The following is a 16,604-nucleotide window of genomic DNA, read 5'->3' as shown; positions in this document are numbered from 1 at the left end:
CAGCAACCGCCTTACGGCAGCGGCGCGCCCTGCAAGGGCCGGCCGGCCATGCGCGTGAGGATGGCCAGCGGGCTGGCCTGCACGTCGTACTGGCGCGCCACCGGCAGGTGGAAGGTCTGCTCCAGCATGTGCTGGCCCGACATCGCGGCGTGCACCGCCTGGTCCGAGAAGCAGACCCAGGTGCTGCCCGAGGGGAAGGGCATGGTCACCTGCGGCGCCTCGCGCTGGTAGCGCTCGTCGGCCTTCATGCGGTCGTGCAGCTGCAGCATCATGTGGTCGTACTCGCTGCGCAGGCTCTTGGTGATGTGCAGCGACTGCAGCATCTTCGCCTGCCAGGCCGAGTACGGCCTGGCTACGGGCAGGTAGCGCTTCGCCACGTCCTCGAAGGGCTCGCCCACGCGCCAGACGCGCGGCTGCCCTTGCGGATTGATGTTGGTGAAGACGCGCAGGATGCGCTCGCCGTAGTTGGGCCGCGTCGGGAACGCATCGACATGCATGCGCCTGTCGTCGGCGCGCACCGACTGCTTGCGGGTCGACACGTCGGTTGGCCGCAGGCTGGTGGGCGCCGGCCGCAGGTGCGCGTCGTAGGCCGGGAACAGGCCCTTGACCAGGACACGCGCCTGCCGCGCGAAGCGGCCCATCAGCCCGGAGACCTGGCTTTCCACTGCCTCGCCGCCCGCCACGCCCTTGAGCTTGCCGGCCGAATCGAGGCTGATGTTGCGCACGCCCTCGGCCAGCAAGGCCGGCGACAGCAGCGCCTGCTCGCTCGCATCGAGCTTGAAATCGAGGCGGGGGAAGAACAGCACCTGGCCGCCCTCCACCGCCGCGATCCAGCCAGCCTCGCCCGTGGCGCCGTTCCAGTCGGCCAGCGGCAGATCGAGGATGGCCCGATCCATGGTCTTACGCGGCGAGCTGCGCGTGCATTTCCTGCACGGAGATCACGTCGAGGTTGTCCATGCTCTTCATGCCTTCGACCGCGGCTTCCGCCCCGGCGATGGTGGTGAAGGTGGTCACGCGGGCGAGCAGCGACGAGGTGCGGATCAGGCGCGAGTCGGCGATGGCGTTGCGGCGCTCTTCCACCGTGTTCACCACCATCACGATCTCGTTGTTCTTGATCATGTCGACCACGTGCGGCCGGCCTTCGGTCACCTTGTTGACCGTCTCGCAGGCGATGCCCGCAGCGTTGATGGCCGCGGACGTGCCCTTGGTCGCGATCAGCGGGAAGCCCATGGCCTGCAGCTGGCGCGCCACTTCCACGGCGCGCGGCTTGTCGCTGTTCTTCACCGTCAGGAAGACCTTGCCGGTGGACTTGCCGTTGGCGTCGGTCGGCTTCGGCAGCTTGGTGCCGGCGCCGAGCTGGCTCTTGACGAAGGCTTCGCCGAAGGTCTTGCCCACGCCCATCACCTCGCCCGTGGACTTCATCTCGGGGCCGAGGATGGTGTCCACGCCGGGGAACTTGACGAAGGGGAACACCGCTTCCTTCACGCTGAAGTAAGGCGGCGTCACTTCCTTGGCGATGCCCTGCTGCGCCAGCGTCTGGCCGACCATGCAGCGCGCGGCCACCTTGGCCAGCTGGATGCCGGTCGCCTTGGACACGTAAGGCACGGTGCGCGAGGCGCGCGGGTTCACTTCCAGCACGAAGATGACGTCCTGGCCGTCCTTCTCCTGGATGGCGAACTGCACGTTCATCAGGCCCACGACTTTCAGGGCCTTGGCCATCGCCGCGGTCTGGCGCTTCAGTTCGGCTACGGTTCCCTGCGACAAGGAGTACGGCGGCAGCGAGCAGGCGGAGTCGCCCGAGTGCACGCCGGCCTGCTCGATGTGCTCCATCACGCCGCCGATGAAGACGGCGCCGCTCGCGTCGGCGATGCAGTCGACGTCGCACTCGATCGCGTCGTTGAGAAAGCGGTCCAGCAGCACGGGCGAATCGTTCGACACCTTGACCGCTTCGCGCATGTAGCGCTCGAGGTCACGCTGCTCGTGCACGATTTCCATCGCGCGGCCGCCCAGCACGTACGAGGGACGCACCACCAGCGGATAACCCAGCGCTTGCGCCTTCTCCAGCGCCTCGGGTTCGGTGCGAGCGGTGGCGTTGGGCGGCTGGCGCAGGCCCAGTTCGTGCAACAGCTTCTGGAAGCGCTCGCGGTCTTCCGCGGCGTCGATCATGTCGGGCGAGGTGCCGATGATGGGCACGCCTTCCTTCTCGAGGCCCAGGGCCAGCTTCAGCGGCGTCTGGCCGCCGTATTGCACGATCACGCCGGTGGGCTTTTCCTTGTCGACGATCTCCAGCACGTCTTCGAGCGTGAGCGGCTCGAAGTACAGGCGGTCGGAGGTGTCGTAGTCGGTGGAAACCGTCTCCGGGTTGCAGTTGACCATGATGGTCTCGTAGCCGTCCTCACGCAGGGCGAGAGCGGCATGGACGCAGCAGTAGTCGAACTCGATGCCCTGGCCGATGCGGTTGGGGCCGCCACCCAGCACGATGATCTTCTTCTTGTCGGTCGGCTCGGCTTCGCACTCGTCCTCGTAGGTCGAGTACATGTAGGCGGTGTTGGTCGCGAACTCCGCGGCGCAGGTGTCCACGCGCTTGTAGACCGGGCGCACGTTGAACTTCTTGCGCGCTTCGCGCACGGCCTTGTCGCTGGTCTTCAGCAGCTTGGCCAGGCGGCGGTCGCTGAAGCCCTTGCGCTTCAGCGCGCGCAGCGTCGGCTCGTCCAGCGAGGCCAGGGCCTGGTCGCCCTTGGCTTCGGCCAGCTTGTCCAGGTCGAGTTCGATCTTGACGATCTCCTCGATCTGCACGAGGAACCACTTGTCGATCTTGGTCAGGTCGTAGACCTCGTCGACGCTGAGGCCCATGCCGAAGGCATCGCCCACGTACCAGATGCGCTCGGGACCGGGCTCGCCCAGTTCCTTCTCGAGCACTTCGCGGTCCAGCGTCTTCTGGTTCAGGCCGTCCACGCCCACTTCCAGGCCGCGCAGGGCCTTCTGGAAGCTTTCCTGGAAGGTGCGGCCCATGGCCATGACTTCACCGACCGACTTCATCTGCGTGGTCAGGCGGTCGTTGGCGTCCTTGAACTTCTCGAAGGCGAAGCGCGGGATCTTGGTGACGACGTAGTCGATCGAGGGCTCGAACGAAGCCGGGGTCGCGCCGCCGGTGATGTCGTTGCGCAGTTCGTCCAGCGTGTAGCCCACGGCCAGCTTGGCCGCGACCTTGGCGATCGGGAAGCCGGTGGCCTTGGAAGCGAGCGCGGAGGAGCGCGACACGCGCGGGTTCATCTCGATGACGATCATGCGACCGTCCTTCGGGTTGATCGAGAACTGCACGTTGGAGCCGCCGGTGTCCACGCCGATCTCGCGCAGCACCGCCAGCGAGGCGTCGCGCATGATCTGGTATTCCTTGTCGGTCAGCGTCTGCGCCGGTGCCACGGTGATCGAGTCGCCGGTGTGCACGCCCATCGGGTCCAGGTTCTCGATCGAGCACACGATGATGCAGTTGTCCTTCTTGTCGCGGACCACTTCCATCTCGTACTCTTTCCACCCGAGCAGCGACTCTTCGATCAGCAGCTCGCTGGTGGGCGAGGCCTCCAGGCCGCGCTTGCAGATGATCTCGAATTCTTCCGGGTTGTAGGCGATGCCGCCGCCGGTGCCGCCCAGCGTGAAGCTGGGGCGGATCACGGTGGGGAAGCCCACGGCCTTCTGCACGCCCCAGGCTTCTTCCATCGTGTGCGCGATGCCGGAGCGCGCCGAGCCCAGGCCGATGCGTGTCATCGCGTCCTTGAACTTCAGGCGGTCTTCGGCCTTGTCGATCGACTCGGGCGTGGCGCCGATCAGCTCGATGGCCTTGTTGGTGGCTGCGCCACGGTACTTGTGGAGCACGCCTTGGCGCCACAGGTCCAGCGCGCAGTTCAGCGCGGTCTGGCCACCCATGGTCGGCAGGATCGCGTCCGGGCGCTCCTTGGCGATGATCTTCTCCACCGTCTGCCAGGTGATCGGCTCGATGTAGGTGACGTCGGCGGTGGCCGGGTCCGTCATGATCGTCGCCGGGTTGGAGTTGATCAGGATGACCTTGTAGCCCTCCTCGCGCAGCGCCTTGCAGGCCTGCACGCCGGAGTAGTCGAACTCGCACGCCTGGCCGATGATGATCGGGCCAGCGCCGATGATGAGGATGCTCTTGATGTCTGTGCGCTTGGGCATGGCTTACTTCTTCTGCTGGTCCATCAGACCGGTGAACCGGTCGAACAGGTACCCGATGTCGTGGGGACCAGGAGAGGCTTCCGGGTGGCCCTGGAAGCAGAACGCGGGCTTGTCGGTGCGGGCCAGGCCTTGCAGCGTGCCGTCGAACAGGCTGATGTGCGTGGGCCGCAGGTTCGCGGGCAGCGTCTTCGCGTCCACCGCGAAGCCGTGGTTCTGGCTGGTGATGCTGACCCGGCCGCTATCCAGGTCCTTCACCGGGTGGTTGGCGCCGTGGTGGCCGAACTTCATCTTGAAGGTCTTCGCGCCGGAGGCGAGCGCCATGATCTGGTGGCCCAGGCAGATGCCGAAGGTGGGGTAACCCTCTTCGATCAGCTCGCGCGTGGACTCGATCGCGTAGTCGCAGGGCTCCGGGTCGCCGGGGCCGTTGGACAGGAACACGCCGTCCGGCTTCAGCTTCTTCACAACGGCTGCAGGCGTCTTGGCCGGCACCACCGTCACCTTGCAGCCGCGCTCGGCCAGCATGCGCAGGATGTTCTTCTTCACGCCGTAGTCGAAGGCGACCACGTGGTACTTCGCGTTCTCGAGCTGGCCGTAGCCGGCGCCGAGCTCCCACTCGGTCTGGTCCCAGTCGTAGGACTTGGCGACCGTCACTTCCTTGGCCAGGTCCAGGCCGGCCATCGACTTCTCGGCGCGCGCCTTGGCAACCGCTTCGTCGACCAGCGCAGGCGTCACTTCCTGGCCCTGCTTCAGCCCCAGGATGCAGCCGTTCTGCGCGCCCTTCGTGCGCAGGATGCGGGTGAGCTTGCGGGTGTCGATGTTGGCGATGGCGACCGTGTTCTCGCGCTGCAGGTACTGCTGCAGGGTCATGTCGGCGCGGAAGCTGGAAGCGATCAGCGGCAGGTCGCGGATGATCAGGCCGGCGGCGAAGACCTTGCGCGCCTCGACATCCTCGGCATTGACGCCGTAGTTGCCGATGTGCGGGTAGGTGAGCGTGACGATCTGCTGGGCGTAGCTCGGATCGGTCAGGATTTCCTGGTAGCCGGTGAGCGAGGTGTTGAACACCACCTCGCCGCTGGTGGCACCGGTGGCGCCGATCGAGTTGCCGATAAAGACCGTGCCGTCAGCAAGCGCCAGGATGGCGGGCGGGAAGGCTCCCTGAAGTGACGAAAGCACTGGGTTCTCCGGATAAAGACTACGGGTACGCCCAGGACGCGATCGAAAGCACGGCTCTCGATGCTGCTTTTGTCGGGGGAGGGGCTGATGCGCTAGGCGTACGTTGGGTTTGCGGGAAAGCCTCTGATTATAACCTGAGGCAAGGGTATTCCCCCAGGGTTACACCCGAGCCGCCGCGCTCGCGTGCAGGCAGATCGCGGCCGCTGCGGCCACGTTCAGAGATTCTTCGCCGCCCGGCTGGATGATCCGCACGTGGTGCGCCGCCTGGTTCATCAGCGCCGCGCTGACGCCCTGCCCTTCGTGTCCCATGACCCAGGCGCAAGGCCAGGGCAGCCTCGCCTGATGCAGGAACTCGCCCTGGTGGCTGCTGGTTGCCAGGATCGGCACCTGCAGCTGCACCGTGTCCAAGCCCTCGACCAGCCGCAACCCGAAATGCGCGCCCATGCCGGCGCGCAGCACCTTGGGGCTCCACAACGCCGCCGTGCCCTTGATGGCCAGCACCTGGCGGAAGCCGAAGGCGCCGGCACTGCGCAGGATGGCGCCGACGTTGCCGGCGTCCTGCACGCCATCCAGCACCACGCTGGCGGCCTCGGGGTCGACGGCGGCAGCCTCGGGCAGCGGCAACACGAAGCCCATGTGGCCCGGCGACTCCAGCCCGCTCAGCTGGGCGAACAGCGCATCGTCGACGATCACCACCTTGCCGATGTCGCCCGGCCACTCGCGTCCATGCGTCACCCAGTAGGACGCCTGGAACAGCGCATGCGTGGGAACCATGCCGCGCTGGAGTGCGGCCCGGCACAGGTGGTCGCCCTCCAGCCACAGCCGGCCCTGCTTGCGGTAGGCGCTGTTGTCCTGCGCGAGCCGGCGCAGCTCCTTGAGCAGCGCATTGTCGCGGGAGGTGATGGTCTGCGGACCGCTGGTCACTGGATGGAGACGGCGACCTCGCCGTCCTCCAGCGCGAACTGCGCCGCCACCGGCGCGAAATGCCTGCGGTGGTGCACGCAGGGCCCGTGCGCGCGCAGCGCCTCCAGGTGCTCCGGCGTGCCGTAGCCCTTGTGCGCGGCAAAGCCGTACTGCGGGAATTCCACGTGCATCTCCGCCAGCATGCGGTCGCGCGTGACCTTGGCGATGATGGAGGCGGCCGAGATCGACCGGACCTTGGCATCGCCGCCGACGATGGCCTCCGACAGCACGTCCAGCTTGGGCAGCCGGTTGCCGTCCACCAGCACCTTCACCGGCTTCAGCCGCAGGCCCTCCACGGCGCGCTTCATGGCCAGCATGGTCGCGTGGAAGATGTTCAGCTCGTCGATCTCCGCCACGCTGGCCATGCCCACCGAGCAGCACAGTGCCTTGTCGCGGATCTTGTCGTACAGCTTGTCGCGCACCAGCGCGGTCAGCACCTTGGAATCGGCCAGGCCGAGGATGCGCTTGCTGTCGTCCAGGATCACCGCGGCGGCCACCACGGGGCCGGCCAGCGGGCCGCGGCCCGCCTCGTCCACGCCGGCCATCAGGCCGACCGGGTCCCAGTCCAGCCGCTTCTGGCGGACTCTAATGGGCGAGGACTTTTTCGATGGCATTGGCGGCAAGGGTGGCGGTGTCGCGCCGGAGCTCCGAGTGCAGCACCCGGAATTTCTCCTGCACGGCCTGCATTCTGTCAGGGCTGCCCAGCCAGTCGGCCAGCGCCCGGGCGAGCAACTCGGGTTTTGCGTTGGACTGCAGCAACTCCGGCACGACGAATTCGCGGCACAGGATGTTGGGCAGGCCCACCCAGGGCTGCAGCGCCCGCGGCTTCATCAGCGCGTAGGTGAGCCAATGCGTGTGGTAGGCGATAACCATCGGCCGCTTGAACAGCGCCGCTTCCAGCGTGGCGGTGCCGCTGGTGACCAGCGCCAGGTCGCAGGCGGCCAGCACGGCGTGCGACTGGCCGGGGACGATGACCAGCCGCCGCGGCGACGGCCCGCGCCGGGCCAGCTCGCTGATGCGCGCCTGCAGGTGCGGCACCGCGGGAATGACGAAGGCGGCGTCGGGCCGCTGCTTCTGCAGCAGCGCGGCGGCCGCCAGGAAGCGCGGCAGCATCGCCTCGATCTCGGACGCCCGGCTGCCAGGCAGCACGGCGATCACCTCACCGTCGGGCGACAGCCCGAGCTGCGCGCGCGCGCCCGCCCGGTCCGGCTCCATCGGGATCGCGCTGGCCAGCGGATGGCCCACGTAGGTGGCCGGCACGCCGTGCTTCGCCAGCAGTTCCGGCTCGAAGGGGAAGATGCACAGCACGTGGTCGCAGGCCCGCTTGAGCTTCTCCACCCGCTTCATGCGCCAGGCCCAGATGGACGGGCAGACGAAGTGCACGGTCTTGATGCCCTGCCCGCGCAGCTGCTCCTCCAGCCCGAGGTTGAAGTCGGGCGCGTCGACGCCGATGAACAGGTCGGGCCGGTCGGCCAGCAGCCGCTGGCGCAGCGCGTCGCGGATGCCGAGGATCTCGCGCAGGTGCCGCAGCACCTCCGCATAGCCGCTCACGGAGAGTTTTTCGGCCGGCCACCAGGGCTCGAAGCGGCGCGCCTGCATCTGCGCGCCGCCTATGCCTTGGGCGACGAGATCGGGCCAGCGCGAGCGCATGGCATCCAGCACATGGCCGGCCAGCAGGTCCCCGGACGCCTCGCCGGCGACCATGGCGAAGCGGGGCTTCCCCATGGGGCTAACGGGCGATGCCGCGGGTGGCGCCCGCGAGGAATTCGCTCATCAAGGCCGTGTCCCCGGCCGCCTCGGGCATCTCGCGCGCCAGGGCGGCGATGGCCGCCTTGGCGTCTTCCAGGGTGCGGCCTTCGCGATACAGGATCTTGTGCATCTGGCGCACGGCGGCGATGCGCTCCGGGCTGAAGTCGCGCCGGCGCAGGCCGATCACGTTGACGCCGCGGACGGCAAGCGGGTTGCCGTCCACCAGCATGAAGGGCGGGACGTCCTGCGACACCGCGCTGGCGAAGCCGATCATGGCGTGGGCGCCGACCTTGACGAACTGGTGCAGGCCGACGAGGCCGCCCACCGTCACCCAGTCGCCGATCTCGACGTGGCCACCCAGCGTGGAGTTGTTGGCCATGGTCACGTTGTTGCCCACCACGCAGTCGTGCCCGACGTGGCTGTAGGCCATGATCCAGTTGTCGTCGCCGATCGTGGTGACGGCCTTGTCCTGCACCGTGCCCACGTGCAGCGTGACGAACTCGCGGATCGTGTTGCGGTCGCCGATCACCAGCCTGGTCGGCTCGCCCCTGTACTTCTTGTCCTGGTTGGCCGCGCCGATGGAGCCGAACTGGAAGATGCGGTTGTCGCGGCCGATGCTCGTATGGCCTTCGATCACGACATGCGCGGCCACCGTGGTGCCGGCGGCTATCTTCACGTTCGGGCCGATCACCGAGTAGGGGCCGACCTCGACGCTCGAATCCAGTTCCGCCTTCGGGTCGACGATCGCGGTCGGGTGGATGGCGCTCATGGCTGCTCCGCTCAGGCCACCGTACGCATCGTGCACATCAGCTCGGCTTCGCAGGCGATGTCCTCGCCCACGCGCGCCACCGCCTTGAACTTGTAGATGCCGGCGCGGGCACGCTCCAGCGACACGTCCATCACCAGCTGGTCGCCCGGCTCCACGGGGCGCTTGAAGCGCGCACCGTCGATGCCGGCGAAGTAGATGACCGAGTTGGAGTCCAGCGCGCTGCCCGAGGCGCTGAACGCCAGCAGCGCCGCGGCCTGGGCCATGGCTTCCAGCATCAGCACGCCCGGCATCACCGGCCGGTGCGGGAAGTGGCCGACGAAGTACGGCTCGTTGATGGTGACGTTCTTCAGCGCCTTGATGGCCTTGTCGTCCATCGCCAGCACGCGATCCACCAGCAGGATGGGGTAGCGGTGCGGCAGCTTCTTCAGGATCTGATGGATGTCCATCACGGGAGGGGAGCTCATGATTTCTTCTCGAGGGCCTTGATGCGGTCGCGCAGGCTGGCAAGCTGCTTCAGCGCCGCCGCGTTCTTTTCCCAGGACACATTGTCGTCCATGGGGAACACGCCGGTGTACATGCCCGGCTTGTGGATGGAGCGCGAAATGAAGGTGCCGGTCGACACGAAGGTGCCGTCGGCGATGGTGATGTGGCCCTGGATGCGGGCGGCGCCGCCGATCATGCAGTTGGCGCCGATGGTCGCGCTGCCGGCGATGCCGGTGCAGGCGGCCACCGCCGTGTTGCGGCCGATGCGCACGTTGTGGGCGACCTGGATCAGGTTGTCCAGCTTCACGCCGTCCTCGATGACGGTGTCGGCCAGCGCGCCGCGGTCGATGCAGGTGCCGGCGCCGATCTCGACGTCGTTGCCGATCGTCACCGCGCCCAGCTGTTCGATCTTTTCCCAGCCGGCGCCCTGGGGCAGCGGCGCGAAGCCGAAGCCGTCGCCGCCGATCACGGCGCCCGGCTGGACGATGCAGCGCTCGCCCAGCACGCAGTTCTCGCCGACGAAGACGCGCGCCTTCAGCTCCGTGTCCTTGCCGATGCGCGCACCGCGTTCCACCACGCACAGCGGGCCGATGCGGGCGCCCTCCTCCACCACGGCCTCCGGATCGACCACGGCGCTGGGGTGCACGGCGGGGCCGGCCGGCCGCGGCTGCGCCTTCTTCCACAGCTGGGTGACGCGGGCGAAGTAGAGATAAGGGTCGTCGGCGACGATGGCCGCGCCGCGCGCCAGCGCTGGCTCCTTCATGGCCGGCGAGACGATGACCACGCCGGCCTGCGAGCCTTCCAGCTGCGCGCGGTACCGGGGGTTGCTGAGGAAGCTGAGGTGCGAAGGGCCGGCGCTTTCCAGCGGCGCCAGGCCGTCGACCAGGAGATTGCCATCGCCGTGCAGTTCGCCCCCCAGGGCCTGCACGATGGCCGCGAGTTGCAGGGCCACGGCCGGATCCGCCTTACTTGCCGGTGGCGGCAGGTGTGGCGGCGTTGAGCGCCTTGATCACCTTGTCGGTGATGTCGTGCTTGGGGTTGATGTAGACGGCTTCCTGCAGGATCAGGTCGTACTTTTCCTGCTCCGCCACCTGCTTGACCACGCGGTTGGCGCGATCCAGCACCTGCTGCAGTTCCTCGTTCTTGCGCGCGTTCAGGTCTTCCTGGAATTCGCGGCGCTTGCGCTGGAAGTCGCGGTCCTGGTCGACCAGCGCCTTCTGGCGCTGCGCGCGCTGCTGCTCGGTCAACGTGGGGGCTTCGCGTTCGAACTTGTCGGAGGCCGTCTTGAGCCCCGCACCCAGGTCGTTGAGGTCCTTCTCGCGGCGCGAGAACTCCTGCTCCAGCTTGGCCTGGGCCGCCTTGGCGGAGTTGGCCTCGCGGAAGATGCGGTCGGTGTTGACGAAACCCACCTTGAAGTCCTCGGCCTGGGCCTGGGCGCCGAGCGCGAGCGCGCCCAGCAGGATCACCAGGCAATGACGGAAGAGGATTTTCATCAGAAGGAGGTTCCGATCTGGAATTGCAATTTCTGGATTCTATCCCCAGCCTGTTTCCGGACGGGCTGGGCCGCTGCCAGGCGCAGCGGGCCGATGGGGGACAGCCAGGACAGGCCGAAACCGACCGAGGCGCGCAGGTCGGCGAAATTGACCCTCTCGTTCTCGCCGAAGACGTTGCCGACGTCGACGAAGCCGAACAGGCGCAGCGTGCGGTCGTTGCCCGCGCCCGGGAAGGGCGTCAGGATTTCCGAGTTCAGCGTGATCTTCTTGGGGCCGCCGATGGAAGCGCCGGTCACGTCGCGCGGGCCCAGGGTGCCCTGGCCGAAGCCGCGCACCGAGCCGAGGCCGCCCGAATAGAAATTCTTGAAAACCGGGAAGGGCCGGCCCTGCAGGCCCTCGCCCCAGCCCAGCTCGCCGTTCAGGGCCACCGTGTACTGCTTGTTCAGCGGCAGGTACTGCTGGTACTGGTAGTTGGCGCGCAGGTAGCGGGCATCGCCGGCCACGCCCCATTCGCCGCCCAGACGCTGGTAGCGGCCGCGGGTGGGCGCGATGGAGCTGTCGCGGTCGTCGCGCGACCAGCCCAGCGTCAGCGGCAGCGTGTTGCTGGTGTTGCCGAAGCGCTCCGCATAGGCCAGGTAGGCCGCCGGGATCTGCGTGCCTTCCTTGATCTCGGTGCGCTCCAGGCTGCCGCCCAGGAACACCGTGTCCACCTCGCTGAAGGGCACGCCGAAGCGCAGGCCCAGGCCGGAGGTGATCAGCTCGTAGTTGCCGCCCTGGTCCTCGTACGGACGCGAGCTGCGGCGGTACAGGTCGATCGTGCGCGACACGCCGTCGTTGGTGAAGTACGGGTTCACCGAGGTGAAGGCGAGGGTGCGGTTGAACTTGGACGTGTTGACGTCCACGCCCAGGTAGTTGCCGGACCCGAAGGCGTTCTCCTGCTTGATGGAGAAGGACAGCGCCAGCTTTTCCGCGCTGGAGAAGCCCGCGCCCAGCTGCAGGCTGCCGGTGGGCCGCTCGGTGACGGCCACGTTCAGGTCCACCTGGTCGGGCGCGCCCGGCACGTCGGTGGTCTCGACGTTGACGTCCTTGAAGAAGTTCAAGCGGTCGATGCGGTCGCGCGAAAGCTTGATCTTCTCGGCGTCGTACCAGCTCGACTCGAACTGGCGGAATTCGCGGCGGATCACTTCATCGCGCGTGCGGTTGTTGCCGGCGATGTTGATGCGGCGCACATAGGCACGGCGCGACGGGTCCGCCCGCATGGTGAAAAACACCCGGTTGTTGGCGCGGTCGATGTCCGGCACCGCCTCGACCTGGGCGAAGGCGTAGCCGAAGTTGCCGAAGTAGTCGGTGAAGGCCTTGGTGGTCTCGGTCACCGTGTCGGCGTTGTAGGGCTCGCCCGGCTTGATCTTGACCAGCGACTTGAACTCGTCGTCCTTGCCCAGGTAGTCGCCTTCCAGCTTCACCCCGGAGACGACGTAGCGCTCGCCTTCGGTGATGTTGATGGTGATGCTGATGTCCTGCTTGTTCGGCGAGATGGCGACCTGCGTGCTGTCGATGCGGAACTCGAGGTAGCCGCGCTGCAGGTAGTAGGACTTCAGCGTCTCCAGGTCGGCGTTCAGCTTGGCGCGCGAGTAGCGGTCCGACTTGGTGTACCAGGACAGCCAGCCGCCGGTGTCCAGGTCGAACAGCCCCTTGAGCGTGCCTTCGCTGAAGGCATGGGCGCCGACGATGTGGATTTCCTTGATGCGCGTGGGCTCGCCCTCGGTCACCGTGAAGGTGAGGTTGACGCGGTTGCGCTCGATCGGCGTGACCGTGGTCACCACCTCCGCGCCGTACAGGCTGCGGTTGATGTACTGGCGCTTCAGCTCCTGCTCGGCGCGGTCGGCCAGCGCCTGGTCGTAGGGCCGGCCCTCGGTCAGGCCGATGTCGCGCAGCGCCTTCTTCAGCGTGTCCTTGTCGAATTCCTTGGTGCCGGCGAAGTCGACGTCGGCCACCGTGGGGCGTTCTTCGACCACCACGATCAGCACGTCGCCGTTCACCTCGAGGCGCACGTCCTTGAACAGGCCCAATGCGAAGAGGGCCCGGATCGCGGCCGAGCCCTTGTCGTCGTTGTACTGGTCGCCGACCCGGAAGGGCAGCGACGCGAACACGGTGCCGGGTTCGACGCGCTGCAGGCCTTCGACGCGGATGTCGCGCACGGTGAACGGATCCACCGCCCACACATTGGCCGCAAAGGCCAGGGCCGACACGGCCGCAACGGTACGCACGCGAAAGCGCTTCAAGTGTTTCTTCATTACTCTGGATTTGCCGGCGGGCCCGCGCGGCTACTGCTGCTTGTTCAGGTTTTACTAGCCAAAGAGCCGGGTGACGTCATTGAAGAGAGCGATCGACATCATCACCAGCAGCACCGCAACGCCACCGCGCTGCAGGCGCTCCATCCAGGCATCGCTGATGCTCCTGCCCGTCACGGCCTCCCAAAGATAATACATCAGGTGCCCGCCATCCAAGACTGGGAGCGGCAGCAGGTTCAGCACGCCGAGGCTCACCGAAATGAGCGCGAGGAAAAGCAAATATTGGGTAAAGCCCAGGCTGGCCGATTTGCCCGCGTAGTCGGCGATCGTCAGCGGGCCGGACAGGTTCTTCAGCGAGGCCTGGCCGATGACCATGCGGCCCATCATGCGCAGCGTCAGCTCGGACACTTCCCAGGTGCGCACCGCGCCCTTCCACAGCCCCTCCACCGGCCCGTAGCGGACGGTCACCATGGCCGGCGGCGCGCCGACGAAGGCGCCGATGCGGCCGTAGGGCGGCACGCCCGGGTCGTTCATCACCTCCGGGGTCACCTGCAGCGTCACCATGCGGCCGCCGCGCTCCACCTGCCAGCTGGAGGTGAGCGGCTTGCTGCCCTGCACCTGGCCGCGGATGAACTCGCGCAGCTGCTGGCCGTCGACGATGGCCACGGCGCCGGCCTGGCGGACGATGTCGCCCTTCTGCAGGCCCGCGCGCTGGGCGGCGCTGCCTGCCATCACCTCGCCCATCTGCGCCGGCGTCCAGGGCGCGAGCACGCCCACCTTGCGCATCAGCTGGGCATCGGCCTCCCGGCCACTGACCTGGGACAGCGGCAGCAGCACCTCGCGCTCGCGATCCAGCACCAGCCGCAGGTCGCGGCCGTCCAGCGCGCCGCGCGTGAGCAGCCAGCGCAGTTCCTCGAAGGAGCGCACCGGCTCGGTGGAGTCGCCCTCGAAACCCGCGCGCACCACGCGCTCGCCGCCGCGCACGCCCGCCTGGGCGGCAATGGAATCGGGCACGGGACTGGCCAGGATGGCTTGCGGCTCCTGCACGCCCAGCCAGTTGACGCCCGCGTACAGCAGGATGGCGAGCAGCAGGTTGGCGATGGGCCCGGCGGCGACGATGGCCGCCCGCTTCTTCAGCGGCTGGGTGTTGAAGGCGCGATGCCGTTCGGCGGGAGCTACGTCACCCTCGCGCTCGTCGAGCATCTTCACGTAGCCGCCCAGCGGGAAGGCGCCGATGACGAACTCGGTGTCCTGGCCGGGCCGCTGCTTCTTCGGCCTCCAGGCGAAGAGCGTGGTGCCGAAGCCGATGGAAAAGCGCAGCACCTTGACGCCGCAGGCCACCGCCACGCGGTAGTGGCCGTATTCGTGCACCGCGATCAGCAGACCGAGAGCGACGATGAAGGCGAGAACGGTCAGCATGATGGGGTTCCCGGAAGGCTACGGCGTGAGCCGGCGGATGGCCGCCTGCGCCGCTGACCGCGATTGTGCGTCCAGCGCCAGCAGGTCCGCCAGCGACCCCGGCCTGGATGGGCTGACGGCCGTCAAAGTTGCCACGTTTACATCGTGGATCTGGTCGAAGCGGATGCGCCGCTCGAGGAAGGCGGCGACCGCCTCTTCGTTGGCGGCGTTCAGCACCGCCGTCGTGCCCGGCGCTGCCGCCAGGGCGTCCCAGGCCAGCTGCAGGCCGGGAAAGCGCTGGCGGTGGCTGCGCGTGTCGAACGACTCGAAGCTCATGTCGGCCAGCTGCGTGAAGTCCAGCGCCTGGGCGCCGGAGGCGACGCGCTCGGGCCAGGCCAGGCCGTAGGCGATGGGCACGCGCATGTCGGGCGTGCCCAGCTGCGCGACCACCGAGGTGTCGCGGTACTGCACCATGGAGTGGATGACGGACTGCGGGTGGATCACCACCTCCAGCCGCTTCGGCTCCAGGCCGAACAGGTAGCGGGCCTCGATGACCTCGAGTGCCTTGTTCATCATGGTCGCCGAGTCGACCGAGATCTTGCGGCCCATCACCCAGTTGGGATGGGCGCAGGCCTGCTCCGGCGTCACCTCGCGCAGGCTGGCCACCTCGCGGGTGCGGAACGGGCCGCCGGAAGCGGTGAGGATGATCTTCTCGACCCGCGCGTCCCAGGTCGACGGGTCTTCCGGCAGCGACTGGAAGATCGCCGAATGCTCGGAGTCGATGGGCAGCAGGCGGGCGCCGCCCTGGCGCACGGCGTCCAGGAACAGATCACCGCCGACGACCAGCGCTTCCTTGTTGGCCAGCAGCAGCTTCTTGCCGGCGCGGGCCGCGGCCAGGCAGGACGACAGGCCGGCGGCGCCGACGATGGCGGCCATCACCGCATCCACCTGCTCGTGCGAGGCGATGGTGTCGAGCGCATCCGCGCCCCACAGCACGCGCGTGGCGAGGCCGCTGGACTCGATCTTCGCGGCCAGCGCGCGGCCGGCCTCTTCCTTCGCCATCACGGCGAAGGCGGGCTGGAACTGCTGGCATTGGCGCAGCATCAGGTCCACCTGGGTGGCGGCGCTGAGCGCGAAGACCTCGAAGCGGTCCGGGTGGCGGGCGACGACATCCAGCGTGCTGGTGCCGATCGAGCCGGTGGAGCCGAGGACGGCGAGACGTTGTTTCATCGGGAGGCGAACGAGGCCAGCATCATGGCCAGGGGCAGCGTGGGCAGCAATGCATCGACGCGGTCGAGCACGCCACCGTGGCCCGGCAGCAGCTGGCTGGAATCCTTGAAGCCGGCGCTGCGCTTGACGAGCGATTCGGCGAGGTCGCCGACGACGCTCATGGCGGCCAGGAACAGCGCCGCAATGACGAGGAGCGGCCAGCCGATGGCGGCCAGCCGGGAGTAAAGCGAAGGCACCGCGGCACCGGCGGCGTTGTCGGCCAGCACCCAGGCCACGGCCAGCACGACCACGCCGGCCATGCCGCCCCAGACGCCTTCCCAGCTTTTCTTGGGGCTGATGACGGGCGCGAGCCGGCGCTGCGTGAACTTGCCGCCGATGGCGCGGCCGGCGAAATAGGCAAACACGTCGGCCACCCAGACCAGCACGAGGATGGACAGCAGGAAGTTGACGCCGATCACGCGGGCCTGCGCCATCGCCAGCCAGGCCAGCACCAGCACCAGGATGCCGCCGACCACGCGCACGCCGCGCGGGATGCGCGGCCAGCCGTCGACGCCGGCCCGCACCAGCGCCGCGCCAGCCAGCACCCACAGGGCCCCGACGATGGTCCACAGCGTGGCGGAAGGCGGCTGCTCGGGCCAGCCCAGCGCCCAGGCGCCGCCGCACAAGGCGAGCGTGACGATGCCCAGGGCGATGTTGGCGCCCTGCCCCAGGCCGTTGAGCCGGCTCCATTCCCAACCCGCCGCCCCGATCAGGATCAGCGTGATGGCCAGGAAGGGTTCCGGCGTCTTCCAGAACAGCGCCGGCAACAGGATGGCCAGCAGGACGATGGCGGTAATGACTCTTTGCTTCAGCATCGGGCCAGAG

Annotated in this window: 14 protein-coding genes; all 14 read right to left on the bottom strand. The window is 68.0% G+C overall.

The features are described from left to right. Window positions 1-11: 11 nt before the first annotated feature. The 14 genes from kdoO to HHL11_RS16995 all read right to left on the bottom strand — a co-directional run bounded on the left by kdoO (window position 12) and on the right by HHL11_RS16995 (window position 16,594). Window positions 12-896: a Kdo hydroxylase KdoO gene (kdoO, locus tag HHL11_RS17060; protein WP_169419529.1), complete on the bottom strand. Its 885-nt coding sequence runs from the start codon at window positions 894-896 to the stop codon at window positions 12-14. A gap of 4 nt (window positions 897-900) precedes the next feature. Next, window positions 901-4,191, bottom strand: coding sequence for a carbamoyl-phosphate synthase large subunit (gene carB, locus HHL11_RS17055; RefSeq protein WP_169419528.1), 3,291 nt, complete (start codon window positions 4,189-4,191; stop codon window positions 901-903). 3 nt (window positions 4,192-4,194) lie between these two features. Beyond that, window positions 4,195-5,364 (bottom strand): glutamine-hydrolyzing carbamoyl-phosphate synthase small subunit, encoded by a 1,170-nt coding sequence (gene carA, locus HHL11_RS17050; protein WP_169419527.1) that lies wholly within the window; start codon window positions 5,362-5,364, stop codon window positions 4,195-4,197. 159 nt (window positions 5,365-5,523) lie between these two features. Continuing rightward, window positions 5,524-6,288 carry a TrmH family RNA methyltransferase gene (locus tag HHL11_RS17045; RefSeq protein ID WP_169419526.1) on the bottom strand — a complete coding sequence of 255 codons (765 nt, stop codon included), beginning with the start codon at window positions 6,286-6,288 and terminating at the stop codon, window positions 5,524-5,526. Next, a complete protein-coding gene (gene rnhB / locus HHL11_RS17040) occupies window positions 6,285-6,941 on the bottom strand; it encodes a ribonuclease HII (RefSeq protein ID WP_169419525.1) in 657 nt (218 codons plus the stop codon). The genes HHL11_RS17045 and rnhB overlap by 4 nt, the downstream gene beginning before the upstream one ends. Beyond that, complete coding sequence (lpxB, locus tag HHL11_RS17035; RefSeq protein WP_240980096.1) at window positions 6,913-8,052, bottom strand: lipid-A-disaccharide synthase; 1,140 nt, start codon at window positions 8,050-8,052, stop codon at window positions 6,913-6,915. The genes rnhB and lpxB overlap by 29 nt, the downstream gene beginning before the upstream one ends. 4 nt (window positions 8,053-8,056) lie before the next feature. Further along, a complete protein-coding gene (gene lpxA, locus HHL11_RS17030) occupies window positions 8,057-8,845 on the bottom strand; it encodes an acyl-ACP--UDP-N-acetylglucosamine O-acyltransferase (RefSeq protein ID WP_169419524.1) in 789 nt (262 codons plus the stop codon). Window positions 8,846-8,856: 11 nt separating this feature from the next. After that, on the bottom strand, window positions 8,857-9,294 hold the full coding sequence (gene fabZ / locus HHL11_RS17025; RefSeq protein ID WP_169420080.1) for a 3-hydroxyacyl-ACP dehydratase FabZ: 438 nt from the start codon (window positions 9,292-9,294) through the stop codon (window positions 8,857-8,859). 11 nt (window positions 9,295-9,305) lie between these two features. Continuing rightward, the gene (lpxD, locus tag HHL11_RS17020; protein WP_169419523.1) at window positions 9,306-10,280 is read right to left on the bottom strand and encodes a UDP-3-O-(3-hydroxymyristoyl)glucosamine N-acyltransferase; all 975 of its coding nucleotides are present in this window, start codon (window positions 10,278-10,280) and stop codon (window positions 9,306-9,308) included. A 13-nt stretch (window positions 10,281-10,293) separates the two neighbouring features. Further along, window positions 10,294-10,821: an OmpH/Skp family outer membrane protein gene (locus HHL11_RS17015; protein WP_169419522.1), complete on the bottom strand. Its 528-nt coding sequence runs from the start codon at window positions 10,819-10,821 to the stop codon at window positions 10,294-10,296. After that, window positions 10,821-13,115 carry an outer membrane protein assembly factor BamA gene (gene bamA, locus HHL11_RS17010; protein ID WP_169419521.1) on the bottom strand — a complete coding sequence of 765 codons (2,295 nt, stop codon included), beginning with the start codon at window positions 13,113-13,115 and terminating at the stop codon, window positions 10,821-10,823. Before bamA ends, HHL11_RS17015 begins: the two co-directional genes overlap by 1 nt. A 54-nt stretch (window positions 13,116-13,169) precedes the next feature. Beyond that, window positions 13,170-14,534 carry an RIP metalloprotease RseP gene (gene rseP / locus HHL11_RS17005; RefSeq protein WP_169420079.1) on the bottom strand — a complete coding sequence of 455 codons (1,365 nt, stop codon included), beginning with the start codon at window positions 14,532-14,534 and terminating at the stop codon, window positions 13,170-13,172. A 15-nt stretch (window positions 14,535-14,549) separates the two neighbouring features. Then, window positions 14,550-15,740: a 1-deoxy-D-xylulose-5-phosphate reductoisomerase gene (ispC, locus tag HHL11_RS17000; protein WP_169419520.1), complete on the bottom strand. Its 1,191-nt coding sequence runs from the start codon at window positions 15,738-15,740 to the stop codon at window positions 14,550-14,552. Further along, window positions 15,737-16,594, bottom strand: a complete 858-nt coding sequence (locus tag HHL11_RS16995; RefSeq protein WP_169419519.1) for a phosphatidate cytidylyltransferase — start codon at window positions 16,592-16,594, stop codon at window positions 15,737-15,739. Before HHL11_RS16995 ends, ispC begins: the two co-directional genes overlap by 4 nt. Between the last annotated feature and the right edge of the window lie 10 nt (window positions 16,595-16,604).

It is taken from the genome of Ramlibacter agri (assembly GCF_012927085.1).
GTDB classification, from domain to species: domain Bacteria; phylum Pseudomonadota; class Gammaproteobacteria; order Burkholderiales; family Burkholderiaceae_C; genus Ramlibacter; species Ramlibacter agri.
The sequence above is the reverse complement of the archived record's forward strand: the minus strand, read 5'-3'. Positions and strand labels throughout refer to the sequence as shown.